The sequence below is a fragment of the Agarivorans aestuarii genome, assembly GCF_019670125.1.
In the GTDB taxonomy this organism is placed as follows: Bacteria; Pseudomonadota; Gammaproteobacteria; order Enterobacterales; family Celerinatantimonadaceae; genus Agarivorans; species Agarivorans aestuarii.
Map to the genome: position 1 here is coordinate 3,223,746 of NZ_AP023033.1, position 24,915 is coordinate 3,248,660.

Annotated in this window: 24 protein-coding genes and 1 pseudogene; 11 read left to right on the plus strand and 14 right to left on the minus strand. The window is 44.7% G+C overall.

Annotated features, from left to right (window positions below; translation table 11 throughout):
* Positions 1-68: 68 nt before the first annotated feature.
* Entirely contained in the window at positions 69-1,679 is a 1,611-nt protein-coding gene (locus tag K5609_RS14995; RefSeq protein WP_221074349.1) for a S8 family peptidase, read from the plus strand.
* A 289-nt stretch (positions 1,680-1,968) separates the two neighbouring features.
* On the opposite strand, the gene K5609_RS15000 is transcribed toward K5609_RS14995, so the two are convergent.
* A complete protein-coding gene (locus K5609_RS15000; RefSeq protein ID WP_221074350.1) occupies positions 1,969-2,964 on the minus strand; it encodes a branched-chain amino acid aminotransferase in 996 nt (331 codons plus the stop codon).
* 1,042 nt (positions 2,965-4,006) lie between these two features.
* Here K5609_RS15000 and K5609_RS15005 point away from each other — a divergent pair.
* Both K5609_RS15005 and K5609_RS15010 read left to right on the plus strand, forming a co-directional pair.
* Positions 4,007-4,852, plus strand: coding sequence for an IS110 family RNA-guided transposase (locus tag K5609_RS15005; RefSeq protein WP_221074351.1), 846 nt, complete (start codon positions 4,007-4,009; stop codon positions 4,850-4,852).
* Positions 4,842-5,060, plus strand: a pseudogene (locus tag K5609_RS15010) (tyrosine-type recombinase/integrase); the annotation flags it as partial. The gene K5609_RS15005 and the pseudogene K5609_RS15010, both read left to right, overlap by 11 nt.
* On the opposite strand, the gene K5609_RS15015 reads toward K5609_RS15010, so the two are convergent.
* From K5609_RS15015 to K5609_RS15025, 3 genes are all read right to left on the minus strand, one after another.
* Positions 5,057-6,010 (minus strand): PNPOx family protein, encoded by a 954-nt coding sequence (locus K5609_RS15015; RefSeq protein WP_221074352.1) that lies wholly within the window; start codon positions 6,008-6,010, stop codon positions 5,057-5,059. The pseudogene K5609_RS15010 and the gene K5609_RS15015 overlap by 4 nt on opposite strands.
* Positions 6,011-6,132: 122 nt before the next feature.
* The gene (locus K5609_RS15020) at positions 6,133-6,606 is read right to left on the minus strand and encodes a nuclear transport factor 2 family protein (RefSeq protein WP_425514824.1); all 474 of its coding nucleotides are present in this window, start codon (positions 6,604-6,606) and stop codon (positions 6,133-6,135) included.
* Positions 6,607-6,713: 107 nt separating this feature from the next.
* Positions 6,714-7,325, minus strand: a complete 612-nt coding sequence (locus tag K5609_RS15025) for a glutathione S-transferase family protein (protein WP_221074353.1) — start codon at positions 7,323-7,325, stop codon at positions 6,714-6,716.
* Positions 7,326-7,599: 274 nt separating this feature from the next.
* Here K5609_RS15025 and K5609_RS15030 point away from each other — a divergent pair, with 274 nt between their 5' ends.
* Positions 7,600-8,184, plus strand: coding sequence for a TetR/AcrR family transcriptional regulator (locus tag K5609_RS15030; RefSeq protein WP_221074354.1), 585 nt, complete (start codon positions 7,600-7,602; stop codon positions 8,182-8,184).
* A gap of 79 nt (positions 8,185-8,263) precedes the next feature.
* Positions 8,264-9,217, plus strand: coding sequence for a hypothetical protein (locus K5609_RS15035; protein ID WP_221074355.1), 954 nt, complete (start codon positions 8,264-8,266; stop codon positions 9,215-9,217).
* A gap of 9 nt (positions 9,218-9,226) precedes the next feature.
* Here the strand turns inward: K5609_RS15035 and K5609_RS15040 are convergent, their stop codons facing one another.
* Together K5609_RS15040 and K5609_RS15045 are read right to left on the minus strand one after the other, a co-directional pair.
* On the minus strand, positions 9,227-10,393 hold the full coding sequence (locus tag K5609_RS15040) for a PQQ-dependent sugar dehydrogenase (protein ID WP_246611866.1): 1,167 nt from the start codon (positions 10,391-10,393) through the stop codon (positions 9,227-9,229).
* Between the two features lie 156 nt (positions 10,394-10,549).
* Complete coding sequence (locus K5609_RS15045) at positions 10,550-12,037, minus strand: L-fucose/L-arabinose isomerase family protein (protein WP_221074356.1); 1,488 nt, start codon at positions 12,035-12,037, stop codon at positions 10,550-10,552.
* 345 nt (positions 12,038-12,382) lie between these two features.
* Between K5609_RS15045 and K5609_RS15050 the strand changes: the two genes are divergently transcribed.
* Entirely contained in the window at positions 12,383-12,814 is a 432-nt protein-coding gene (locus K5609_RS15050) for a GNAT family N-acetyltransferase (protein WP_221074357.1), read from the plus strand.
* A gap of 123 nt (positions 12,815-12,937) precedes the next feature.
* Here the strand turns inward: K5609_RS15050 and K5609_RS15055 are convergent, their stop codons facing one another.
* The 8 genes from K5609_RS15055 to K5609_RS15090 all read right to left on the minus strand — a co-directional run bounded on the left by K5609_RS15055 (position 12,938) and on the right by K5609_RS15090 (position 18,980).
* A complete protein-coding gene (locus K5609_RS15055) occupies positions 12,938-13,981 on the minus strand; it encodes an alcohol dehydrogenase family protein (RefSeq protein ID WP_221074358.1) in 1,044 nt (347 codons plus the stop codon).
* Complete coding sequence (locus K5609_RS15060; RefSeq protein ID WP_221074359.1) at positions 13,981-14,496, minus strand: TetR/AcrR family transcriptional regulator; 516 nt, start codon at positions 14,494-14,496, stop codon at positions 13,981-13,983. Before K5609_RS15060 ends, K5609_RS15055 begins: the two co-directional genes overlap by 1 nt.
* Positions 14,497-14,798: 302 nt before the next feature.
* On the minus strand, positions 14,799-15,047 hold the full coding sequence (locus K5609_RS15065) for a DUF3297 family protein (protein WP_221074360.1): 249 nt from the start codon (positions 15,045-15,047) through the stop codon (positions 14,799-14,801).
* A 97-nt stretch (positions 15,048-15,144) separates the two neighbouring features.
* Positions 15,145-15,315 (minus strand): hypothetical protein, encoded by a 171-nt coding sequence (locus K5609_RS15070; RefSeq protein ID WP_221074361.1) that lies wholly within the window; start codon positions 15,313-15,315, stop codon positions 15,145-15,147.
* An 80-nt stretch (positions 15,316-15,395) separates the two neighbouring features.
* Positions 15,396-15,710 carry a hypothetical protein gene (locus K5609_RS15075; protein WP_221074362.1) on the minus strand — a complete coding sequence of 105 codons (315 nt, stop codon included), beginning with the start codon at positions 15,708-15,710 and terminating at the stop codon, positions 15,396-15,398.
* A 205-nt stretch (positions 15,711-15,915) separates the two neighbouring features.
* The gene (locus K5609_RS15080; RefSeq protein ID WP_221074363.1) at positions 15,916-17,415 is read right to left on the minus strand and encodes a methyl-accepting chemotaxis protein; all 1,500 of its coding nucleotides are present in this window, start codon (positions 17,413-17,415) and stop codon (positions 15,916-15,918) included.
* Positions 17,412-17,993 carry an SCO family protein gene (locus K5609_RS15085; protein ID WP_221074364.1) on the minus strand — a complete coding sequence of 194 codons (582 nt, stop codon included), beginning with the start codon at positions 17,991-17,993 and terminating at the stop codon, positions 17,412-17,414. Before K5609_RS15085 ends, K5609_RS15080 begins: the two co-directional genes overlap by 4 nt.
* Positions 17,994-18,158: 165 nt before the next feature.
* Positions 18,159-18,980 (minus strand): NAD(P)H-binding protein, encoded by an 822-nt coding sequence (locus K5609_RS15090; protein ID WP_221074365.1) that lies wholly within the window; start codon positions 18,978-18,980, stop codon positions 18,159-18,161.
* Positions 18,981-19,114: 134 nt separating this feature from the next.
* On the opposite strand from K5609_RS15090, the gene K5609_RS15095 reads away from it, so the two are divergent.
* The 5 genes from K5609_RS15095 (at position 19,115) to K5609_RS15115 (ending at position 24,869) form a co-directional block, all read left to right on the plus strand.
* Positions 19,115-20,059: an AraC family transcriptional regulator gene (locus tag K5609_RS15095; RefSeq protein ID WP_221074366.1), complete on the plus strand. Its 945-nt coding sequence runs from the start codon at positions 19,115-19,117 to the stop codon at positions 20,057-20,059.
* A gap of 124 nt (positions 20,060-20,183) precedes the next feature.
* On the plus strand, positions 20,184-21,425 hold the full coding sequence (locus tag K5609_RS15100; protein WP_221074367.1) for a cytochrome-c peroxidase: 1,242 nt from the start codon (positions 20,184-20,186) through the stop codon (positions 21,423-21,425).
* Positions 21,426-21,575: 150 nt separating this feature from the next.
* A complete protein-coding gene (locus K5609_RS15105) occupies positions 21,576-22,133 on the plus strand; it encodes a VC2662 family protein (RefSeq protein WP_016402721.1) in 558 nt (185 codons plus the stop codon).
* A gap of 201 nt (positions 22,134-22,334) precedes the next feature.
* Positions 22,335-22,883 carry a hypothetical protein gene (locus K5609_RS15110; protein WP_221074368.1) on the plus strand — a complete coding sequence of 183 codons (549 nt, stop codon included), beginning with the start codon at positions 22,335-22,337 and terminating at the stop codon, positions 22,881-22,883.
* A gap of 270 nt (positions 22,884-23,153) precedes the next feature.
* A complete protein-coding gene (locus tag K5609_RS15115; protein WP_246612003.1) occupies positions 23,154-24,869 on the plus strand; it encodes an ABC transporter ATP-binding protein/permease in 1,716 nt (571 codons plus the stop codon).
* The last annotated feature ends 46 nt before the right edge of the window (positions 24,870-24,915 follow it).

Genomic DNA, 24,915 nt, shown 5'->3' on the forward strand with positions numbered 1-24,915 from the left:
CATTGATGCATAAACTGATGCCCATAAACCCGATTATGGGCATCAAAACCCAAATAAGGATCGGAAAAATGAAAAAGCCAAATACCAAAGGACATACCTTGTCTGACAGCGCCACTAAAGCCAAACGTTATTTAGTCACCACTAAGCGCGGCTCTTTAGCTGCCCAGTCTGGCCTAAGGCCACTGAGCTCCTTTGACCTAAAGAACCACCTACAGCAATTTCCTGATCTAAGCCTTAAGCGTACAATTAATCACAATAAAGGTTTGTCTCCCTTATCAACGGGCCCAAACGAGGCTAATGAAATTCATCTAGTAGAAATGGACGAGCAGGCCTATAAACAATTTTGCGCAAGTTCCCCTAATCAAGTACTTATTGAAGAAGAACAGCCATTAGACTTTCTAGACAACCGTTTTTCCCCCTCTTCTTTTCCAAATCGAACAAGTTCGGTTCGCCAGCTAATGACCACAAGCGAATACAAGCTGAAAGTACTGGGAGAAAATGAGCAAGGCCTTGAAGGCGTGAGCATCGCCATTGAAAGTGATGAAAACAAAGCTGGCGGTTTAACCGATGCAAGCGGTGAATTAACTATCAATTTAAGTCGCTTACCGACAAGCGAAATCAACTTCATATTTGCCAAAGCAACGCATAGTTATTGGGATTTTTATCTGAAAGCACCTGACTTGAAAGCTGACCAAGTAAACATCATTAGAATGAAATCACTTAGCGAAACTATTAAGAACTTTCCGCAAAGCTATGCGCGAGGCTGGGGTGAACAATTAATGGGCTTTGATGGCAGTCACTTAACCCTGAGCGGAAAAGGCACCAGAATTGCCATTATAGATACCGGTAAAGGCAGCCACCCCCTGCTTGAACATGTTAGTGCAGGCATTGATCTTACAAACAACGGCGATACCAAAACCTGGACGAATGATGCCGAAGGCCACGGGACTCACGTTTGTGGGGTGATCACAGCTAAAGGGGATGGTAAGCAATTTACAGGCTTAAGCCCAGATGCTGATGTACTCATTATAAAAGTCTTTCCTGGTGGCACAACTAGCTCTCTGGTGGAAGCATTAGATATTTGCATCTCAGAGAAAATTGACGTAGTAAATATGAGTTTAGGCACTCAACAGGTATCACCTGTTGTAGATCAAAAAATTGAAGAAGCTGTAATGTCGGGAATTGCCTTGATTGTTGCCGCCGGAAATAGCGGCGGCGCAGTACAGTTTCCTGCCAACTCTCCAAATACATTAGCGGTGTCGGCTATAGGTAGTACCTCTACTGTACAAAAAAATACCTTTGATGCCAGTCAAATCAGCCCTCAACTTACCGCATCCAACGGAATATTTTCACCGTTATTTAGCTGTTTTGGCCCCGAGGTAGATGTCACTGCACCAGGGGTAGCCATTATATCTACCGGCCCTGATGGTAGTTTCTTTCCTGATAGCGGAACCTCGATGGCTGCGCCACACATAACGGGTTTAGCTTCCGTATTGCTGGCTCACCACCCCGTCTTTAACAGCCAATTCTCGACCCGCAACTACCAACGTGTATTTGCCTTATACGATCTACTCAAAAAAATAAGTATTCCGATCAATTTTGGACCTGGCCGTGCAGGCTCTGGCTTACCGTGTGTTAGCCCAGTGGTTCACCAATTGAACATTCCAAAACAACAATAATTGCTCAAGATTACACTTGCTAAATTGAAGGAGAATAATATGCCTTGGGAACAAAATTACTCTGGTCCAAAACCGAATTGTATTCATAGGTTTTATGAGTCACCTACTACGATGGTAGCGACTAATACTTACTTTAAAAATGGAATGTCTGCGACCATTTTTCAATGCAATAACTGCGGTTCACGTTACTGTACGCTTTGGAATGATAACTAAAAGCAACTACTTAATGTCAAACGTAAAAAACCAGCCTACACAAACAGGCTGGTTTTATTTTTGACAAAAGCAGGGGTTAAACTTTCGTTAACCAAGCGTGGCTGTCTGCCGCTTTACCCCATTGAATATCGTTAAGCGCTTGGCGCAACTTCAACGTGGTTTCACCGGCTTCGCCATTACCAACGGTGTGTTCTTTACCGTTGTGGATAAGCGTACCTACTGGCGTTAATACCGCAGCAGTACCCGATAAAGCCGCTTCACAACCTGGCTTAGCTGCACGCTCTAATAGCTCGTCAACAGTAAGCTCACGTTCACTTACTTTTAAGCCCAAGTCACGCGCTAAGGTTAGAATGGAGTTACGAGTAACCCCATGTAAAAAGCTGCTGTCGAGCGCTTTAGTAATTAGCTCGTCGCCATCAATTAAAATAAAGTTGGCTGCACCCGTTTCTTGTACGTCGCCACCTGGGCAAAACAGAACTTGGTCGGCATCTACTTCAGTGCGCGCTTGGCTAATTGGCCCTAAAGCACTAGCGTAGTTACCGCCCGATTTAACCATACCCATGTGTGGTGCACAGCGCATGCCGTTTTCTTCTAACAACAAACGCAAAGGCTTAGCACCTACCGCAAAGTAATCACCCACTGGCGATAGCAATACGTAAAGCAATGCCGAGCTAGTTGGCGCGGCCGCTTTGCCAATGGCAGGCTCGGTGCCAATAAAGGTTGGGCGAATATACATAGATCCCGGAGCAGCTGGCACTTCATCGGCAAATTTTGCCACAATGTCTTTAACCATTTGCTCTAATAATTCGGGTTTAAAAGCAGGTAAGCTTAGTAACTCAGCAGATTGCGCCATACGTTTAATGTTGGCGTCCATGCGAAAAATATGCACGCTGCCATCTTCGTGACGAAAGGCTTTAAGCCCTTCAAAACAAGTGCTTGAGTAATGAAGTACGTGCGCGCCAGGGTGCAAGCTAATACTGTCAGACGAGACAATTTCACTATCACCCCATTGCTGATCTTCGTATTTTGCTAATGCCATTTGTGGCATAAAAACCGTACCAAAAGCTGCCATGTTGTGTTCCTACTTATGTTGGGGCTTTAAGCCCTATTCTTTATTTTGATTGTCTGTTCTTTAGCGAAGTAGAAAACTGGTGGGACTGAACGAGTTCGCGCTTTTATCAAACCGAGGTACCTGAACGACCAATGCCAATTTTTCCATAAACTGGATTCGCAGAATGGTAAAAGAGTATGTGGTCTTATGGCACTGCGATCAAGCTTAAGAAACCCTCAATCTGCAAATATTCTGCAATAAATGTGTATGCGAAGAGATTTTGGCTGCCAACAAAGCAAATTTGTAAACTGGCGTTGCTTAAACTTACCCATAGCCCACCAGCAATCAGTAGCAAGAAAAAAGGCAAGGCATAGCATTAGATAAGGGCTTCATTTTGCTTGTAGCTGTACTCTGTCAATCACAACTACCGCAAAACTACTCGTAATTTAGGCATCACCTAAAAATAGGAGATGCACTTTGTTGGTAACGCTTCAAACACCGTCTTGGTGAAGTCGGTGATGTTTTTGGAGCAAATATTTGACTGACACATAACGCTTGTTGCAGGGGCGACCGGCACTCGCGACGGGAGTCCAGCCGCGTTTTTTGCGGCGTGCCTGGCTGCACTTGTTATAGCTCGCCATGATGAAGGCTTAAGCTACAGCTCTGACAACAATGTGTGCCAACACCCATAACAACTTTTGAATTGGTTCCGAATGGTTCGTTACATCTCGGACAGCTAGTTTTGGCAGCGAGCCACAAGCGGCGATAGAAGACTGCAAAAGCAGCAATTCCAAAAAACGGTGCTAAGAACGAAGCATAATTTCCAGCAACCACCCCTGCCACCAAGCAAACAACTATGGCTGGCGATAGTTTAAAAGCATCCCTTCGAGCCTGTACGATGGCTTCCAATTCCTTCCTGTAATCCATAACCTCGTTGATTACCTTATAGAGCTATAGACATAATGATCCCCGGTGAAAGTGCCGACCTCCTGCGTTTATCGTGGGTTAGTCAAACTAGAGCCACACTGTTAGATGCAAAGTCTTAACAGAACAGGAGATCGACATGTCTAAATCTAGCACGTTTTTCATTGGACTAGATGTTCACAAAGAAACCACAGATGTCGCTTATTGTGTTGATAATTCGAGAGATGAGCCTGTATTTCATGGCACCATTCCCACCAATATTCGTTCTATCAACAAACTTATCAAAAAATACAAAGGCTTGGCTACTCATCTCTGTTTAGTTTATGAAGCCGGGCCGTGTGGATTTTGGCTGTATCGCCATTTAATTAAACACGGTATTGAATGCTGGGTAGTGGCTCCCGCCCTTATCCCTAAAGCACCCAGTGATAAAGTAAAAACCGACAGGCGCGATGCCATCGCTTTAGCGAGAATGGCGCGAGCTGGATTAGTTCATTCTATCCATGTCCCCAATGCTGATGATGAAGCGGTCAGAGATTTAATCCGTTGTCGTGAAGACGCCATGCTCGATTGTCGCCAAGCGCGGCAGCGTTTAAAGCTGTTCTTGTTACGCAATGGTCACCCGTGTTCGGGGCGGCAAGCCTGGAATGAGGCCTACAAGCGACACTTAGCTGATATTCATTTCTTAGAGCCTGCTAAAAAACTCACCTTTCAGCACTACATCAACATTGTTACCGAGCGCTATGAGCGGCTTCAGCGGCTTCAGCATCTTGAGCAAGAGCTACAAATGATTGCCCAAGACTGGTCCTGGTATCCACTGGTGCAATATTTAACGGTACTCAGAGGCATACGGTTTTTATCGGCCATTACTTTAGTGGCTGAACTCGGTGACATGCGCCGTTTTGCTAACCCGCGTTCACTGATGAACTTTGTGGGCTTAACGCCCTCAGAATACTCCAGTGGCAACCGGCAAAAACAAAGCACTTAAGGCTGCCAGAGTAAAAACGCTTATTCGTAAACCCATCACTTGCCATACCTTGCGCCACTCTTTTGCTACGCATTTATTGCAACGAGGTACCGATATTCGCACCATTCAAGCTCAGTTAGGTCACAGTGATATTAGAACCACTCAGATCTATACCCATGTACTTAATATGGGGGCCGATGGCGTGGCTAGCCCACTAGACATGGTTTAAGGCAAATTATGCAAAGCCGGTGAAAACTCTGCATCTGAGTTTTGTACTAAGGTAGGCGTGGTTAAACTTAAGCATTGCTCAATGCTGACTTGTACAAAACGTTGTGCGCCCGGATAAGCTTTTACCTGCGACACATCCCAAATGATTGATGCCTTACCTTTAATCCAAAAACTACAGCCGGTTTCAAAGTCTGGTATGTACAAACCTACTCTTGGGTCGGCCACTATATTACCAAGGGTATTGAATAAATTGTTGCCCGAAAAATCGGGGAACACCAAGCTTGGCATTTTACCGGTTTTGCCCTTAGCCACATCAATAAAACCCGGCTTACCGCCGCGGTGAGAGATATCGACTCCATCGCTATCTTCACTATTTAGCGCGGCGGCTCTAGAGGCAATAAAAAAGGTGTCGCAATGCTTTAGTACCTGCTCAAGCACTACATCATTTGCTGCCAGCTCGCGAAAGTCTGCCGCCTTAGGCACAAAAGCATGGTTAAACACACTTGGCTTTAACTCGCGCTTTTGAATGTACTTGGGACAATTGCCAAAGCTTTGCTGTACCTCAAAACGCAGCGCTTGCTCACTTGAATATGCAAGCAAACCATTTACGCGATTACGCCTACGAGTAGTAAACTCCAAGCCCAACAAGCCTATGCTGTCACCCACCGACAATTGAGCAACTTGCGCGTATTCGATTAGCGCTCTGGCCTCGATAGACAAGGTGGTAGCATTGGGCGAGCTAACAAAACCCTGCTCGCCCAAAATAGGCGAAGCCCAAGGATGCCCTTGATTGTCTAGCACGCCGGCATACAACAGAACTTGTTGGCTAAAAAACTCACGATGCTGCTCGGGCATATAGTTGCGAATGGCTTTATCACCAATGGTTTTAGCGATATCGGCCACGCCAACTCGTTGCTGTACGCTTAGCTCACCCTTGTGAAAAACAGCCATAAACTCACCCTCTCATGCTTTGGGCTATAGCTACCACAGCCAAAGCCCCACGTTGCAATACCACCAACTCACCCGATAACCAACATCATTAAACCTGAGCAATACACTTCGCCCCTGCTTTGTTATAAACCCAAGTCACTCAAGCTTAGGTGATCGTCTGGCCTGCGCCCTTGCGGCCAATGAAACAGCCGTTCTTCTTCACTTATTGCTAGGTCATTAATGCTGGCATGACGGCTTTGCATTAAGCCATTTTCATCAAACTCCCAGTTTTCGTTGCCATAAGCGCGATACCATTGGCCAGCTTTGTCCTGCCACTCGTAGGCAAATCGCACCGCAATACGATTACCGCTATAGGCCCATAACTCTTTAATCAAACGGTAAGCTTGTTCTTTTTCCCACTTTTCACTCAAAAATTGTTGAATTTGCTCGCGGCCCTTAATAAAGCTATCGCGGTTTCTCCACTGGCTACCTTTGGTATAGGCTAAAGCCACTTTTTCTGGGTTGCGTGAATTCCAACCATCTTCAGCCATGCGCACTTTTAGTGCAGCTGTGTCGGCATTAAACGGCGGTAATGGAAGGCGTTGCTCTATGGTCATACTGTTTTCCTATGTTTGAGTCGTAATTCATTGAATGCGTTCTGTTTAAGCAATTTTTAGGCTAGCTCGGCGTTTACATCGCTAAACGCCGAGCTATTTGCGCTAACTTAAACGGCTTCTTTTAAGGGTGTTTTTTGCATTGCAACAAATCCATCAAGCGCTTCTACATTCGCTAACCAGCGCAAAATATTTGGGTAAGCATCTAACTCAACCTTGCCTTCTGGTGCATGAGCGATGTAGGAGTAACAGGCTACGTCGGCAATGCTAGCTCGCTCCCCTACCATCCAATCTTTACCTTCAAGCAAACCATCAATAATCGACAGCATTTGATGGCTGGCTTCAATGACTGCCTCTTGATCAAACTTGGCGCCAAATACCGTAATTAAACGAGCGCGAGCTGGCCCTTCGGCGAGGTTGCGTGCAGCTAGCGCCAACCATTGTTGAATTTGCGCTTGTTGTTCGCTGTTTTTCGGGTTCCAGCTCGGCGCATAGGTGTTGGCAAGGTGAATGATAATGGCGATGGAATCTCGAATCACCAGGCCATCGTCGTCAAGTACCGGTACTTGAGTAAAAGGGTTAATCGAGCGAAAAGCGTCTTGTTTGTGCTCTCCTTGCGCTAAGTTAACTGGAATTTTTTGATACTGCAGTTTTAGCAAAGCCAGCATCAATCTCACTCGATGGGCGTGACCAGACAATTCGAAATCGTAAAGCTTTAACATAACCTTATCCTTAGTTGATTAAACATTCTTGGCTGACAAACCTGATGACTTCGCCTTAGCAAAGTAAACAAGTCTGTCTACTTGCCATTTAAATTAGGAGACAGATCTGTCTATGTCAATAAAAATATCACCCAAAGAGCAGCGACAAATTTGAATGGTAAGCTAACAGTCTGTTTTAATTAGAGAATTAAAATTTGAAAAATTTTTGAACCAGAGAGTTTGCCGAATCAGGAGACAGAGCGGTATACTTAACACGAAGCAATCAGGAAACATTATGGCCAGTACTAAACGCGATTTACTTATCGACACCGCCCAAGGGCTGTTTTACCAACACGGTTTTAGAGCTACGGGTATTGATACCATTTTGGCTGAATCAGGTGTGGCAAAAAAAACCTTGTATAACCATTTTAAGTCGAAAGAAGATCTTATCGTTGCTTGCTTGTATCGGCGTGATCAGCAGCTATTGGAGCTATTAGAAAACAGCATTGAACAGCTTGCTCCCCAGCAACAGTGCCAGCCACAGTTTGCCCGCATCATGGCCTTTTTTGATGCCCTTGATAGTTGGATTAACTCAGATAACTTTTTTGGCTGCATGTTTATTAATGCCTCTGCCGAATACCACCAAGCGGATAATCCGGTACATATTGCCTGCACCGAACACAAAAATTTGGTGATTAAACTTATCGAAAAGCAGTTATGTGAGTTAGCACTTACCCAACCTTTAGAGACTGCCAAACAGCTCGCTATTTTAGCCGACGGCGCGATAGTAGGCGCTCACACCACTAACGATTCGGCATCAGCAAAACACGCGAAAGCAGTGGCTGAAGTACTGTTAAACAGCTATGCCGAAGCGGCTTAACAGTTGCGGTAAAGAGTTATGCCAGTAATTACTAAATTTGATATATTGCCATTTTTCATGGTGACCACAGTGGTAAATAATGCCTACATTTCAAGCTAGTAAACTCCCTCTTCCCCGCAGTGACGACGAATTTGAAGACTTGGTTACAGCTGTTTATAACAGTTCACAGACAGCTGTTTTTCCAACATTTCAGCGTAATGGGCGTAATGGGCAGAGGCAAGATGGGGTGGATATTTATTGTACTGAAACTAAAACGGCAATACAGTGCAAATTATTAAGCAGTATTATCACTCAGCAAATTATTGATGCTGAACTAATCAAGTTTAAGGATGGTCGTTTTTGGCCTGAAGATGACCAGAAAAAGTATCGTCATTATGTGTTTGCAGTAGGCCACGATAGAGACACACATATACAAACCTATATTGAATCTATATCTAGCCTAGAGCTATCTATCAGCATTGTTTTTTGGCCAGAAATTCAAAATAAGATCACTCAAAATAAACCCTTACTTAGTCAATTTTACCCTGAGCTCTCATGTTTGAACCAAACCGCTCAAACCCAGCTATCGGCCAATGATGAACAATGTATAAGCCAACTAATTGATGCTTTAAGTGCCAACCGAAATAACTCTGAACAAGCAAGCTTATTTATTACCGAAAATGCTTATATCACTAAGCAGTTTAGCTATGCATTTATCGACAGTATCTCTCAAATTATTTGCCAGCCGCTATCTTTCCAAGATTCAAATTTAGAGAACTTAAAACGCAACTTATTCCAACAGCTTTCGTCATTTTTACGCATATTTGGCCAATGCTACTCACGCAATAAGTTATCAAACTATTCTCGTATTCAGCCGATTAACCCTCAAGATTTTGAGATAATAGCACGAGCCACTGAAGAGTTATTAGTTGCGGTCGAACCCGCCAGGCTAAGCTTCAATGCTCTGTTGGTTAACACTGCATGGCAAGGCTCTGCCAGTAGCCAAAATATCTGTCGATACTATGGCTTAGACTACACAAGGGCTTTATGTTGAAAAGCTGATTTAAGGCACCGCCAATGGGCTAAGCTTGTAGATATTGCCGCTATCACCACTAAAATAGATGTTTCCTTGGCTATCGCTAAGTAGTGCGCGCACCCGTTCATTCAAGTCTTCAAGTAAACGTTCTTCGCCAACTGGCATGCCGTTTTCATCCATAATGATGCGGTTAATATGCTGTAGTTTTAATGCACCACTTAGTAAGTCACCTTGCCAAACCGGAAAAGCAGCGCCGGAGTAAAGCATTAATGAACCAGGCGCAATAGAAGGAACGTACACTTTTAAAGGTGAGTTTATGCCTTCTTTTATTTCTGATTCGCCTACCTTTAACGGCCCCCAATATTCCTTACCATGAGAGGTGATCGGCCAACCATAGTTAGCGCCTGCTTCAATTAGATTTAGCTCATCACCACCACGCGGGCCATGCTCTATAGCCCATAGGCGCTGGTGTTTTGTATCATAAGCGAGACCTTGAGGATTACGGTGACCGTAACTATATATAGCGTCGGCTACTTTATTATTAGCTACAAAAGGGTTGTTGATTGGTAGGCTACCATCAAGATTTAGTCGAATGATGCTGGCCGCATGGTTAGCGGTATTCTGGCCATTGTCACGCTCTCCCCTATCACCAACAGAGAAATACAAATAAGAGTCATCGAACGCAATTCGACTGCCGTAATGACGATTAGTTGAGCCTGCAGAGTCGGTAACGAGTAAATCTTGCCAGTTACTCATCATCACTTGGCCGAATTCATTTTGCTTAATTTGCGCTTTAGCTAGGGTTGTTACGCCGCTGCCATTGAGTGGCTTGCTATAGGTAAAATAGAAGCTTCCATCGGGTCCACGTACAACATCTAACAATCCACCTTGACCCTGCGCCCAAATTGCCGGTAAACCTGCAATGCTCTTCCAGGCTTTCTTCCCTTGTTTAGCTTGAGTAAGGTTAACACTTACTAACTCACCATGGCGCAAAGTAACAACCAATGTATCGGCACTAAGCCAAGCCATGCCCCAAGGCACACCAGGCAGTTGAGTGAGAGCCTCTACGTGTAAGTTGTAATCTTGGCTGGAGTGTTGAGTCGGCTTAGCATTAAGCTCACGAGTAAAAAGCATTGCTGCAAGTACACCACCCAAAAGCCATAAAAAACTTATACGATTACTTAGCTTGCTCATTAGTTTATCCCTACGCCGAACCAATTGGACAAGCTAACTATAAGCAAATTTAGAGGTTTTCTACAGTTTAATATCTGCTCATTTAAGTTAGATAAGTCAAACAAAAAAGCCGACTAAGGTCGGCTTTCAAGGCTGCAATTTTACCTATTTACGCGTTTACAAAAACACACTTGGGATTTCGTTTGGATAACGCTCTTGAGCAGGCTGGTTGTAGTCAATGTCAGACACACCCAGTAAGTTAAGCACTTGGTACAGCGTTTTAGCTACATGGCCAAAAGCAATACCGGCGTGGTGCGGATAGCGTTTCTCAACCAATACATGGCGGTAGAAACGTTGCATCTCAGGAATGCCAAAGGCGGCAATTGCACCAAACGATTGTGGGTCGACATCTAAGATATCACCTTGAGCCACATAAGCGCGAAGCTTGGTGTCGGCAGTTGACTGCAAGCGGAATAAGGTTACTTCACCCGGTTTAATTTGACCTTCTAGGGTACCGCGAGTGATATCCGGCTCTTTGCCTGGCTCCATCAAGCTATGCATAATTTTTTGGAAACGAAGTTGCGAATTTTTCATGCAGCTTGGCGCAGTATTACCACAGTGGAAGCCCATGAATAAATCTTTCGCCGTATAGTTACCCATTACCGCTGCGTTAGCCTCAACCATGTCTTGTGGCACAGTGTTGTTAATGTCTAACAAAGTGGCTGGGTGATTAGTGGCACAGGTGATCATGTACTCAGACAGTGCTCCGTAAATATCCACTTCACATGCAACCGGAATACCGCGCTGCGCTAAACGTGCATTTACGTAACATGGTACAAAACCAAAGAACTTCTCAAACGACGGCCAGCACTTATTGGCAAACACACCAAAGGTAGACGCCCCCATATTAGCCGCATGAAAATCTAACAAGGCCGCTTCATACTGAGCAAGCTTAGGTAACAAATCTGGGTATGGGTTGTTATCACCAAGTTCTGCTTCCATCTCGGCAACAATTTTAGGAATGTCAGCGTGGCCTTCGGCAGCTTGATAGATATCCAGTAAATCAAGCTCACTGTTTTCCATGATCTCTACGCCAAGATCAAACAAGGCTTTTATAGGCGCATTACAAGCTACAAAATCTTGTGGGCGCGGGCCAAACGAGAAAATCTTAAGCCCTTGCAAACCCAAAATTGTGCGAGAAACCGGAACAAAATCGCCAATCATGTTGGCTACTTCACTTGGCGTGCCAACTGGGTATTCTGGAATATGCACAGCTAAGTTGCGCAAACCAGCACTGTAAGAAGCATTTAATACGCCGCAGTATGCATCGCCGCGCGCATCTTTAAGCCCCGCAGTGGCTTCTTCGGCGGCAGCTACAAACATAGTTGGGCCAGCGAATCGCTGCGCCATAATGCTTAGTGGGCCTTCTGGGCCAAAGTTGCCTAAATAAATAACCAGTGAATTAATGCCTGCTTGCTCGGCTTCAGCTAAGGCTTTCACTACGTCGTTTTCATTTTCGATAATGGTTTGTAGCTCAACTACTTCAATGTCTTTTTCAGTGCACGCTGCAGCCACTGCTTTGCGGCGCTGCTCAGACAATGAAAGTGGGAAACAATCGCGGCTAACCGCAACAATACCTAATTTTACTTGTGGGATATTTATCATCACTCGCTCCACGGGTGTTTGGTCTTTGACCTTGGTTTTAGCTTTTGTTTTATAGTTGCCCTAGTGTGAATGAGAGCGGTGCAGTAGATGAATTGATACGGATCAACAAAGGTTTCGCTTGCGAAATAACGAAATACTCATATTAAAAAGCGTTAGTGAGGAAAGTGGTTTACGACATACCAGCAACAAATTTGTTAAGGCCAATTACGACGCCTAGCCACCTAAAAAATAAGCCTAGCCCAAAGACGATACTTATCTCTAATAGCAGTTTATTTGCTAATATTGGCGGGTAAAAAGTACGGTTATTTTAGCCGTCCAAATTGATTCAAGTACTCTGAGAAAATAATGATTGTAGAAAATGTGCGTGCTGAAGATTACCCAGAAATGCTTAGTCTTTGGGAAGACTCAGTGAGAGTAACTCACGACTTTATTACAGAAGATGATATTGAGTTCTTTAAACCTATCATCCTTGAGCAGGCCTTTCCTGCTGTAGCCCTGCGCTGCGTTAAAGATGCCAACGGTGCTATTATTGGCTTTATTGGCGCTAACGATGAAAAAATAGAAATGCTGTTTATTGCCAACTCTGCACGTGAGCAAGGCATTGGTAAGCTGTTGCTGCAATATGCTATCGACACCTTAAACTGCACTAAAGTAGATGTGAATGAACAAAATCCAGCTGCGGTAGGTTTCTATCAACACATGGGACTTAAGCTTGTATCTCGCTCTCCGCTTGATGACATGGGAAAGCCTTTCCCCATTTTGCACTTAAGCCTTTAACTCATTAACTCAAAAGCTCGTAACGCTCTGCAGATCCGAAAAGCCCCGCAGCAACTTTACTGCGGGGCTTTTTGATTAAGCACTTTGCTTAATAGACAAACAAGATGTGTAGCGCGTAGCTAGCTACATCGTTAGCACAATTTTACCTAAGAATTTTTTCTCTAAGAAGGTGGTTTGCGCAGCCACTATCTCTTTTAATGGATAGGTATGCGCAACGAGCGGCGCGATATCTTCCCGCTCAATGTGAGCAATTAAGTTACCAAAAACCTCCGGCTCTATCACCGTACAACCAAAAAAACTTAAGTCTTTTAAGTACAAAGTGCGAACGTCTAATTCCACCATGGCTCCGCCAATCGCACCCGATACTGCATAGCGGCCTTTTGGCCTTAGAACCTCAAGCAACTGAGGGAACAAACTACCGGCAACTAGGTCAATGACTACGTCGACACTGTTCGCGGACATCACATCGCTAAGCTTGTCGCTGCGCAGTACCACTTCATCAACGCCAAGTTCTTTAATCATTTGCTGCTTGTTTGGGCTAGTGAGCGCAAGCACATACGCACCACGTGCTTTAGCCAATTGAATGGCCGCCGAACCAACACCGCCGGAAGCACCAGTAATTAATACCTTGTCACCCTGTTTTACCTTAGCGCGGGTCAGTAAGTTTTCTGCGGTAGAGTAAGAGCAAGGAAACGACGCCAGCTCTGCATCACTATATTTGCTGGTTATTTTGTAAGCATGGTTAGCCGCCACTTTAGTGTATTCGGCAAAGCCGCCATCACACTCCGAGCCAAAGTACCAAGCTTGCTCTAGCGCTTTGCCATTCGCTTCCGTTAAACAAGGCTCAATAAGCACCCGCTCTCCTACTCTACTTGCATCAACCTGCTCGCCTACCGCCACAATGTAGCCACACACATCGGCACCTTGAATACGCGGAAACTGCAAAGCCTCACTCGACCAAGAGGCGTCATCGGCCTTGTCACTTTTCGAATACCAACCAATGCGGGTATTAATGTCGGTATTGTTTACCCCGGCGGCCGCTACTTTAATTAATACATCACGCGCGCCAATAATCGGCATTGCTACATCGCTGCGATAGCTCAGTTTATCGGTATCTCCGTGACCGGTCATATGCACCGCACACATTACATTTGGAAGAGTTGTCATTACGAATTACCTAAAAGTTGTTCTAAAGTGAGTTGAGCAGCTTCAAAGCTGGGAGCACCAATTACCGGCCAAGCAGCGCTTACTCCCTCGTGCAGCAAAAAGATTTGCATGGCTAGTGCTTTATCGCCACAGCACGTTTCAAACAGGGCTAACAAATCTTGCTTATGTTGCTTTACTGCCTCGCTAATTAAGGTGTTATCTGGATACGCTGCCAAAGCACTCATCGACATGCACCCACTGGGTGCTTGAGATTGCATCCACTGTTCTAGTTGCCTAAATATTGCCAACAGATTGTCTTTTCGCGAGTTTGTTTGCTCAGCTGAAAGCAGCTCAATATAACGAGCATGTCTATGCTGCAAAGCGCCAATTACCATCGATTCTTTAGAAGGGTAATAACGGTATAAGGTTCGCAAGCTTACCCCAGAGGCTTTTTGCAATTTAGCAACACTAGGCTCGGTAAACCCATAGTCACTAAATGCCCGCTCAAGTTGTTCAGCAATTTGTTGTTCAAGCATTGATGTTCTCAAGTAGAGTGTTCATTCTACCCGCAATGGTAGAATAAACACTCTACCCAGGTCAACTGATCGTTCGCAAAGCAATGGCAAAAGAGCAATTAAAACGTAAGACTCTCAGCTCTAAGCATTAAAAAATCACATAAAAACAAGCAATTGCGAAGAAACACGGAAGTGAAGTAAAGCACTGAAAGAGCTTAAAAAACGAGCTACGGCTTAGGGTTTGATCTTAAGAAGGTAAATGCTAGTTAAGTAGGAAATGTAAGCCACAGTGCTAGTTGCGCTGTGGCTTGAGGCAAAAAGGCTTATTTATAAAATGCTTCCACTTCGCCTTTAAGTTTAATGAGCATTGGCTGGCCAAAACGGTCTTTAGCTTTAGGTGAAGGGATTTTTACCCAACCTTGGCTAATGCAGTATTCTTCAACGTCGGTGCGCTCTTTGCCATTAAGTTTAATGCCAATATCGTGCTCAAAACACTCTGCAACATGGAAAGGGCTGCGAGGGTTGCCCGCAAGATGATCTGGCAAAGCAGGTTTAGCGTTATTTTCGCTCATGTTAACTACCTGAAATACGTAAAAAGTGCGTCATTGTAGACAATGCCAGCGCTAGACTCAATAAATGGAAACATCACGCTAAGCTCTCTTGCCAGTGCTAGCTACCAGACTCTGACGCTAAGGAAGTTGGGTTACTAGAAGGTTTTTTAGCTGCAAAAAAATCGCAGGCTTGGCGATCAGCCATGGTTGGCTGTTCCCATGCTCCGCAAAGATCTTTTTGGTTTTCACGTGTTCGGGTAAATTGCCTACATTGTCCACACTTGTTCATACTCTATTCCTTGAGGTTAAAACACCCCAAGAGGCTAAGTAATAAAGCGCAATAAGCTTTTGATATAAATCAATATACCCTTACTCAAGCAAGAGCGATTTAAGCGCTTTGCGAATAAGTGTGTCGGTTATTTCACTGCTTACTACACGTGCAGCTAACAAACCCAGTACACCTGCTATGGCTAAGATCCAAATGGTTAAACCAAAGAGTAAATAGCTGCCACCAAGCAATAGCAACAATAAACCTAAACGCACTAAATGAGTAATTAACGGAAAAACTGGCAAAGAACTGGAAGCATTAACCTGCTCACAAGCCTGCTCTAACAAGTCAAACTGCTTATCTCTTTCTAGATGAGCAATTTCTTCGAAATAATCTATGTAAGGTTTAACGTCCATGTTTACTCTAGCGATAGGGGTATAGAACCCATTTTACAATAAACTACGAGGTTTATCGCCGCCTACGATTAATGTGTAAAAAGCAGTGTAGATGGTTACACTTGAGTAAAATTTTTTACCAGCCTGTTGGTATCTAGTCACAGCCTAAACTAAGGCAAACAAGGCAAACAAGGCAAAGGACTAAGCTTTGCCTCCCGCCATAAAATCACTTCTGGGTTTGATACAAGGCAACTCGTTGCTCCAGCGAAAGCATGGTATTAGCGACTTTTTCAGCGGTGTCGGCAAGCAACTGGCTTTGCTCAATTAACACGGTATTTTTGTCTCTTATTTCGTTAATACTTTGTTCTATCTGGTTACAAGCATCGGTTTGTTCGGTGGTGCTATTAGCTATTTGGGTATTTACATCGCGCATATCACTTACGCTCTGATTAATTTGAGAAAGAGTGCTACCGCCAGACTCAATTTTGGCTTTAGATTCATCGGAATACACCAGCCCTTTTTGCATTGAATCCACCACTTGCGAAGCGTTAGTTTGCAAGGTATCGATGATTTGATTAACCTCTCCAGTCGATTGCTGGGTTCTGGCTGCCAATGCTCGCACTTCATCAGCCACTACCGCAAAACCGCGCCCTAACTCGCCTGCACGGGCGGCTTCAATGGCTGCGTTTAAGGCCAACAAATTAGTTTGTTCCGATATCGCTTTAATCACTTCGATAACTGCATTAATTCCCTGCACATTTTCATTAAGTTGGCTGGTATAAACTTCTGAATCACTAAGCAAGCTATTTAGTGTTTGCGTGGCAGCTACCGATTCATCTACATCTTTTGAACCAGACTGAATTTGTGTCTCTACAGATTCCGCCGCATTTGCCGCATTGCTGGCATTGTCAGACACGTTACGCGCCGAATGAGATAACTGCACAGAGGCGCTAGCAACAGAATCACTTTGCTGCATTTGCTGCATAACAATTTCTTTGGTTTCGCTACTTTGTTGGTTAAGCCCACTCACTAAATCATTTATATCCACAATAGATTGTTTTAAGTCGCTAAACAGCTCATTGAATTCGGTTATTAAAGTATTAAAGGCAATCACCGTGGGGTGCTCAGTATTGCTGGTAATAGTGGCGGTAAGGTCTTTATTTTCGGCCAACTTATCGACGGCCAAAATAACCGAATTCGATACCTTCGCATCCTTAGCCATGTTGATCGCGTAAAAAATCAGTACCCCGCTTTCTACCACCACAAAAGCTGCATGCACAAAAGCCGTTCCCCAGGAACAACCGGTGCTATATAAAATCACTGGTATACCGCCCAAGCTCGCATCATTTAGCTGCAAAGCAGTAAACACCAAGTGATGCACTGCAATTAGTCCAGCTGCAGCCACCACCGGTAACCAATCTTTGTAGATCAATACAAAAGCTAGGGCCGCAAAGATATGAAAATGCATTTCTAATCGGCCCAATTGAGCCTGAATCATTACCATGGAATACACCATCAGCAACATGGCATTTATGCAAGAAGACAGGCGAGTGCCGCGCATATACGTATAGTTAAGCAAGGCTACAATAGAGATGAGCACCGACATGGTTAGCGCAAAAGAATGGCTTGCGTAACCAATAGGTACCAGCAGCCCTACTACTGGTAAATGAGCCAACAGAATATACAGCACCTGCTTGTCGGCTAGCTGTGCAGAGTTAGAAATCATAATAAATCACCTTGTTGCAATAACTTAAAATCGGTAACTACCTGGCCAATATCAAGGTTTTGCTGGGTATACACCAAGCTCACTTCACCTAAAGGATTAAGCAGGTACAAGTATGCTGAGTGGTCAACAACCTGCTGGTCGAAACTGGTTGAGACATAACCCGGAAAGCGTTGTGAAACCTCGATAGATTGCTGAAAATCAGCAACCTGACGAAACTCCACCTTGTTTAACATCGCAGAGCTAAAGGCCTGTTGAGGGGCGGACATCACTAAATCAATATACAAAAACTGGGCGCCTTGTAATGCCGTATCATCGGCTAAGGCTGCTAAATTGAGTAACTGGCGAGGGCAAGCCTGACTACAGCCCTGAAAGCCCAAAAACAAATAAGTATATTTGCCATGGTAATCACTAAGCTCACCCTGCTGATTTAGCAAAATATTGTAAGCCTGCGCTTGGCTAAGTTGCCCATAAAAATCGCCAGTTTGGGAAACTGGTTTTACAAATGGCAAAGCAAAAGCAAACATAACTGGGCAAACAAACAGTAAAAGTGCCCTAAATTTAACGAGATACTTGTTCATCATTTCAGCTTAGTTGCAGCCAAGCTAGTAACCCAGTTATCAGTAATCGAGTTTTTGAACTGTCTCTCATTTTTTAGCGAGGCAATAGCCATGCGAATAAAGGCCATAGAGAAAAGAAAAAGCGAATGCCCAGCACTCGCTTGTTAATGGAGACGTTGATTTAAACTATACCTGCCAAGCACCTGCTGCATGAGCTTCAGCTGCATAGCTAGAAAATGATTTAGGTTTGCGCCCCAAAGCTTGCTCTACCCCCTTGCACAAATGGCTATTTCGACCATCCATTACCGACCCAAATAACTCCTTCATTAGCCATAGCATATCTGCTGGCATGCCTTGTTTTTTTAGCGCTTCAACAAACTGACTTACGCTAATTTCGATAAACTCAATGGGCTTATTTTGCGCTTGAGCAACTTGCGTCACGCAGTCGCGCAGGGTTAATAATTCGGGGCCAGTTACTTCAAACAAAGTATTTCCTAAAGCGGGTTTAGTTAAACAAGCTACTGCTACTTCGGCAATGTCGTCTACATCAACAAAAGGTTCGAGCACGTCTGCGGCGGGTAAAGCTACTTGCCCGGCTAAAACAGACTCTATTAAAAAGCCCTCGCTAAAGTTTTGCGAAAACCAACTGGCTCGCACTACATTCCACTTCAAACCGCTATTAATGAGTTGCTGCTCTGCCTGCTCGGCGCCTTGCTCACCTCTGCCCGATAGCAACACTAGGTGTTTTATGCCGGCTTTTTTAGCCTGTACGATAAACTCCGCAATGTGTTGTTTGGCGGCGGGAACCGCCAGATCGGGTTGGTAAGTTACGTAAGCAGACTCGCAACCCTGCATTGCCTCTAGCCAAGTATCTGGTTTGAGCCAATCAAAAGCTGGAGAGCTTGAGCGGGAAACACCGCGAGTACTAATGCCTTTAGCTTGCAGTAGTGATTCTACGCGACGTCCGGTTTTACCTTTTGCGCCAATAATTAAGGTGGTTGCTGTCATCTTGTGCTCCTAAATATCTGTTAAAGACCTGGTGTGTTAATCACCTATTTAGTATTTGATAAAGCAACTGGATGTTTAATACCCCTAAAGCTACAATTTTTAACTATTCGTCCAAATTAACGAGGTTAAGGCTTATGTCCATCAATCCGGTATTTTTTCCTACAGCCAACGACCCTTTGGGAGAAACGTTGCATCAACTGCGGGTAGATGGCGGATTGTATTGTCGCTCGGTGTTGCGCGGGGACTGGTCAATTTCTATGCCTCTTTTGCCAGGCAAGTTGATGTTTCACATAGTGACTAAAGGCCAGTGCTGGTTGTGTATTGCCAATCAAGCCCCGCAACAACTAAAACAAGGCAGTTTGGTATTAATACCGCATACACTTGGTCATACCTTAACGAGCAATCCTCAACTAAGCCCCACCCCATTGTTTGAGTCAGGAGTAAAACGCCTAAGTGAGAGATACGAAACCTTAGAGATTAACCAAAGCGGCAAGTTAACAGAGGTAACCTGTGGCGTGCTCGGCTTCGACCAGCTGGCGGCGCAACAACTCATTCAGCAATTGCCGCCAGTATTAAGCCTGCACCAAAGTGAGTTAGAGCACCCACAATGGCTTACCAGTACCCTTGACCTTATTACCGCTGAAGCGCAGCAACTTAAACCTGGCGGGGAAACCATCATTACCCACTTAGCCGATATTTTGGTGATACAGCTCATTCGCCATTGGCTTGAACAAGCGCCACAAGCCAGTGAAGGTTGGTTGGGAGCATTACGCGATAAACAAATAGGCATCGCCTTACGGGCGATTCACCACCAACCAGAAAAAAGCTGGACAGTGGCAAGCCTAGCCCAAGAATGTGGTATGTCGCGCTCGGGGTTTTCTGCCCGCTTTAGCCAACTCATTGGCAACAGCGTTAAAAACTACCTCACTCAATGGCGAATGAACCTCGCTCATCAGCGCTTACAGCAACAGCATATTCCGTTAATAGAACTGGCCGAAGAACTCGGCTATAACTCTGAAGCGGCCTTTTCTCGGGCATTTAAGCGGGTAATTGGTGTCTCTCCCGGTAAAGTGCTTTAACTAAGTAAGGGGTTGTTGACTCTAGTATTACGTCACACTATCGCCAGAGATTAGGCAGGTTTACACATCTTTACACTGCAGCTGTTAGTTTAAAAAAAAGGAATTTTTAAGGTACACGTCAGTGATGATAAAACAGTTTACGACTCAACTTGGTTTGGTACTTTTACTCAGTGCTTGTGGTGGCGGTGGTGAAACAAGCTCAAGTGGTGACAATACCGAAGTTGCCCCTCCTATCACCGAGCCAGAATCAGCGCTAAACTTACCCGAAGAGCATTTTAATTACGCCAATATTGCCCTACCCTCTCACTACACTGAAAACAACTTTCCGGCGCAATCTCAGTTTCAACATGCCGCCATCGAGTTTGACAATACACCAGTAGACAACCCCGTTACCGATGCTGGCGCCACCTTAGGCCGAGTACTTTTCTACGATAAAAAGCTAAGCGCCAACGGCACCACAGCCTGCGCATCTTGTCACTTAGCGGAACATGGCTTCTCAGACCCGCGAGTGCAAAGCATTGGTTTTGATGGCGAACTAACCCGCCGTCATTCAATGAGTATTGTTAACGCGCGTTTTTATTTTAGTGGCACGTTCTTTTGGGACGAGCGAGCAGCAACTTTAGAAGAACAAGTGCTTATGCCATTTCAAGATCCGATAGAAATGGGGCTGATCCTCGCAGAGCTAGAAGAAATAGTTTCCAACCAAACATACTACCCTGCACTGTTTAACGATGCCTTTGGTGATGAGAGCATTTCCAGTGACCGTATTGCTAAAGCCTTAGCCCAATTTGTAAGAAGCATGGTAAGTACTACTGCCAAATATGATGTAGCCAGAAGTGAGGTGCTATCACCACGTGTTGATTTCCCAGGTTTTAGCGCCCAAGAAAACCTGGGTAAAGATCTCTTCTTGTTACCAAGAGAAAATGAAAATGGAGATAGTGCCAATTGCGCGGGTTGCCATGTTAGTGAGGCATTTGTAGGCCCAATACCCAATGGCCCAGTACTTAGAACTACCGCCACGGTAAACGGACTAGATGCGATATCCACCGATGATTTAGGTATTGCAGAAACAACCGGCAACAGCAACGACAGCGGAAAATTTAAAGCACCTTCACTGCGCAACATTGCTATTCGTCCGCCCTATATGCACGACGGTCGTTTTGCCAACTTAGAGCAAGTGATAGATCATTACAGCAACGGTATTCAACTACACCCAAACCTAAGACCCCCACTGTTAGACTCAAATGGCCAAGCCTTCCAATTCAACTTTAATGAAGAGGAGAAGCAAGCTCTCATCGCCTTCTTAAACACCCTTACCGACCATGAGATGTTGGCCGATGAAAAATACAGTGACCCTTTTAATTAGGCACTAAATGTTTACATGGTGCGCATTGTAGATATAAGCATTCTGGTATTCACAACATCACTCACTGCTATATACTGCGCGCCCTTATTGATTGACAACTGCCTTGGTAAAACAACTTATAATACCAATGCAGCTAATGGAGATTTACCTTTGAAAAGATTCATTTCAGCTATCGCGCTTAGCGCCCTAATTTCTGCTCCTGCCTTTGCCGAATCCCCCGTAATGTTCTCAACTATTAACGGCTACAACGCGCCTGATTCAGATGCTGTTGGCGGCGTACGTTTATCAGTACTTCATGGTCAAGTAGACGAAGTAAGAGGTGTAGACTTCTCGGTATTAGGTATGTCTGAAACCAAGCGCACCACCGGCATCAACTTTGGACTATTTTTTGGTGGCGCTAAAGTAACCGAAGAAATGAAAGGAGCATCTTTAGGTTTATTTAACTGGAATACCGGCTCAACTACCGGTGTTAACTTGGCCGCAGTAAACATTACTAACGATGTAAACGGCCTAAACTGGAGTGCGGTAAACGTATCAGAAGGGTACACAAAAGCAGACTTAGGCTTGGCCAGCATTTCAGAAAAGTCTAACTTCCAGTTAGGTGTATTTAACATGACCAAAGAAATCGACGGCGTTCAAATTGGCCTAATCAACTGTGCCGACAATGGCTTCTTTAAGTGCTTCCCAATTTTGAACTTTGCTAAATAAACTCTGCAAAGCTTAATTGCCAAGGTTAATCCTAGGCCAGCCTATTTGCTGGCCTTTTTATTTCCGCAAACTTCACATCACATAATCCAATAATATTCTGTATTACTTGTATTCCAATCAGTAACATACACGCTTGTGTAAACTAAAAACAACCCTCACTTGCCTAAGCACTAAGCGCCTTAGGCTCGGATAACGGCCAGCATGTACTTACACTTAGGGATTAAGAAACGAAACACCAAACGGATTGGCTACAGCCGAGATTACTGTAATTACTGTGAGAAACCAGTGATTGCCGAGCTGTGGCGTTATCGCGCTTGGCTAGGTTTGTTTTGGATCCCCATTTTACCGTTAAACAAAAGGCAGCATTGGCTTTGTAGCGAATGTAATAATCAAACCGATAGCCGTTACACCAATGGATTAGTCTCAAAAGTGGTGATTTTGTTATTTTCGCTGATCGTAACCGGCCTACTATTTGACCCAGAAGCATCGCAATACAGTGACTATATTTGGTGGCTGCGTGGCTTAAGCTTTGCCATCAACATCTTATGCTTTGTTTGGTTACTTAAACACAAAAAGCGCCCTAGCCACAAACAACGGCGAGCCAAGCTAGAACCACTAAAGGCTGCCCATTGCCACTTTTGCCAAGGCCCTTTGTACATTGGTTTAGAAACCCGCTGTGATACTTGCCAACTAAAGGTTTACAAAACCGTTAAAGACGCAACAAACTTAAGTGCTAAGCGCCCTTATTAAACCTGCTTAACAACACTTACAAAGTGACAATTGTTACACACTTCAAAGACTAGGCTTTGCTATTCTAAGCACTTGAAGTCATCGTTATATGAGCAGCACTATCAAGCTTATATTGGGCTTAAACACGCAGTACAAAATAGTTAGCGAAACGCTGGCTACAACCAAGGCTCAGCAATGCAAACGCAAACAAACAACCATGCGCACAACGCCACCCCAAACTCTGCGCAGCCACAGAAAAAAGCTAAAAACCTGCGCATTTTATTTGAGTTAATGGCTTTTATTCGCCCCTATAAAGTGAAAGTAGCAGCGGCATTGCTAGCACTTATTTTTACTGCGTCACTCACCCTCTCGGTGGGCTACGGGGTGCGCATTTTAATTGATGAAGGTTTCGCTCAGCAGTCGCAACAAGAGCTGGGTAATGCTATTCAGTTTATTCTTGTGGTCACCCTGCTCATTTCTATTGGAACCTTTTTTCGTTTTTACTTAGTGTCTTCGGTGGGAGAGCGAGTAAGCGCAGACATAAGGTTAGCCGTGTTTAATCACGTAATTACCTTGCACCCAAGCTACTTTGAAACCAACGGCAGCGGCGACATTATGTCACGCATCACCACCGACACCACCGTATTGCAAAGCATTATTGGCTCGTCATTTTCCATGGCTATGCGCAGTGCCTTAATGTGTGTGGGCGCAATAATCATGCTGTTTGCCACCAATATAAAGCTCACCCTTATTGTATTAGCCTCGGTGCCCTTTATCTTGGTTCCTATCCTGATTTACGGCCGACGTGTTAGAGCCCTCTCACGCCAAAGCCAAGATTCTATGGCCGATGTAGGCAGCTACGCAGGCGAAGCCATTGAACAAATAAAAACGGTACAGAGTTACAGTAACGAAGCCCAAGAAAGTGCGCTGTTTTCAAAAGAAGTAGAAAAGGCCTTTGAAGTAGGCAGACAGCGAGTTAAACAACGTGCCATCTTAATCTCCAGCGTCATCGTGATTGTATTTAGTGCCATTGCCGGCATGTTGTGGGTAGGCGGAAGCGATGTAATTAACGGCGTGATGTCGGCTGGAGATTTAGCCGCCTTTGTGTTTTATGCCATTATGGTTGCGTCTTCCTTGGCGACCATTTCAGAAGTATTAGGCGAATTACAACGCGCCGCAGGTGCCACCGAACGTTTGATTGAAATTCTACAAGTAAAAAGCCACATTACCGCACCTAGTCAAGACCTTACCTCAGCTAACGGGTTAAGCGCCGAAGTGGCCTTTAAAGATGTCACATTTCACTACCCTTCTAAGCCCGATATTGCAGCAACAGAGCAACTCACATTAAAGGCAGATAAAGGCAAAGTACTGGCACTAGTTGGGCCATCGGGCGCTGGTAAAACCACCCTGTTCGAATTGCTGCAACGCTTTTACGACCCGCAAATAGGCGAGGTAAGTTTAGGCGGCGTAAACATTCGCCAACTAGAACCTGCAGCGCTGCGCCAACACATGGCTCTAGTGCCACAACACCCAGCCCTGTTTAGCAGCGACGTATTCCACAACATTCGTTATGGCAATCCCGATGCCAGCAACGAACAAGTAATAGAGGCAGCTAAAAAAGCCCACGCCCATGAATTTATTAGCCAATTACCACAAGGCTATAACAGCTTTTTGGGTGAGCGAGGCGTGCGATTATCTGGCGGCCAACGCCAGCGCATTGCTATCGCCAGAGCCATATTAAAGAACCCAAGTATATTGTTGCTGGACGAAGCCACCAGCGCCCTAGACAGCGAAAGCGAACACCACGTTCAGCAAGCCCTGCAAGAGTTAATGAATAAGCGAACTACCTTAATTATTGCTCATCGCCTCTCAACCATTCAGCACGCCGACAAAATCGCAGTAATGGACCAAGGCCGCTTAATTGATGTTGGCGATCACCAATCTCTGCTGCAAAGCTGCCCGCTATATCAACGCTTAGTGGTGTTGCAGTTTAAGCACAATTCTTAGTCTTTTAAGACATAGCCCCAAAGAGTTTCACAAGCTCTATAAAGCA

Coding starts and splice junctions, on each gene's coding strand:
- K5609_RS14995 (WP_221074349.1), top strand. CDS start 69: ATGAAAAAGCCAAATACCAAAGGACATACCTTGTCTGACAGCGCCACT.
- K5609_RS15000 (WP_221074350.1), bottom strand. CDS start 2,964: ATGGCAGCTTTTGGTACGGTTTTTATGCCACAAATGGCATTAGCAAAA.
- K5609_RS15005 (WP_221074351.1), top strand. CDS start 4,007: ATGTCTAAATCTAGCACGTTTTTCATTGGACTAGATGTTCACAAAGAA.
- K5609_RS15015 (WP_221074352.1), bottom strand. CDS start 6,010: ATGGCTGTTTTTCACAAGGGTGAGCTAAGCGTACAGCAACGAGTTGGC.
- K5609_RS15020 (WP_425514824.1), bottom strand. CDS start 6,606: ATGACCATAGAGCAACGCCTTCCATTACCGCCGTTTAATGCCGACACA.
- K5609_RS15025 (WP_221074353.1), bottom strand. CDS start 7,325: ATGTTAAAGCTTTACGATTTCGAATTGTCTGGTCACGCCCATCGAGTG.
- K5609_RS15030 (WP_221074354.1), top strand. CDS start 7,600: ATGGCCAGTACTAAACGCGATTTACTTATCGACACCGCCCAAGGGCTG.
- K5609_RS15035 (WP_221074355.1), top strand. CDS start 8,264: ATGCCTACATTTCAAGCTAGTAAACTCCCTCTTCCCCGCAGTGACGAC.
- K5609_RS15040 (WP_246611866.1), bottom strand. CDS start 10,393: ATGAGCAAGCTAAGTAATCGTATAAGTTTTTTATGGCTTTTGGGTGGT.
- K5609_RS15045 (WP_221074356.1), bottom strand. CDS start 12,037: ATGATAAATATCCCACAAGTAAAATTAGGTATTGTTGCGGTTAGCCGC.
- K5609_RS15050 (WP_221074357.1), top strand. CDS start 12,383: ATGATTGTAGAAAATGTGCGTGCTGAAGATTACCCAGAAATGCTTAGT.
- K5609_RS15055 (WP_221074358.1), bottom strand. CDS start 13,981: ATGACAACTCTTCCAAATGTAATGTGTGCGGTGCATATGACCGGTCAC.
- K5609_RS15060 (WP_221074359.1), bottom strand. CDS start 14,496: ATGCTTGAACAACAAATTGCTGAACAACTTGAGCGGGCATTTAGTGAC.
- K5609_RS15065 (WP_221074360.1), bottom strand. CDS start 15,047: ATGAGCGAAAATAACGCTAAACCTGCTTTGCCAGATCATCTTGCGGGC.
- K5609_RS15070 (WP_221074361.1), bottom strand. CDS start 15,315: ATGAACAAGTGTGGACAATGTAGGCAATTTACCCGAACACGTGAAAAC.
- K5609_RS15075 (WP_221074362.1), bottom strand. CDS start 15,710: ATGGACGTTAAACCTTACATAGATTATTTCGAAGAAATTGCTCATCTA.
- K5609_RS15080 (WP_221074363.1), bottom strand. CDS start 17,415: ATGATTTCTAACTCTGCACAGCTAGCCGACAAGCAGGTGCTGTATATT.
- K5609_RS15085 (WP_221074364.1), bottom strand. CDS start 17,993: ATGAACAAGTATCTCGTTAAATTTAGGGCACTTTTACTGTTTGTTTGC.
- K5609_RS15090 (WP_221074365.1), bottom strand. CDS start 18,980: ATGACAGCAACCACCTTAATTATTGGCGCAAAAGGTAAAACCGGACGT.
- K5609_RS15095 (WP_221074366.1), top strand. CDS start 19,115: ATGTCCATCAATCCGGTATTTTTTCCTACAGCCAACGACCCTTTGGGA.
- K5609_RS15100 (WP_221074367.1), top strand. CDS start 20,184: ATGATAAAACAGTTTACGACTCAACTTGGTTTGGTACTTTTACTCAGT.
- K5609_RS15110 (WP_221074368.1), top strand. CDS start 22,335: ATGTACTTACACTTAGGGATTAAGAAACGAAACACCAAACGGATTGGC.
- K5609_RS15115 (WP_246612003.1), top strand. CDS start 23,154: ATGGCTTTTATTCGCCCCTATAAAGTGAAAGTAGCAGCGGCATTGCTA.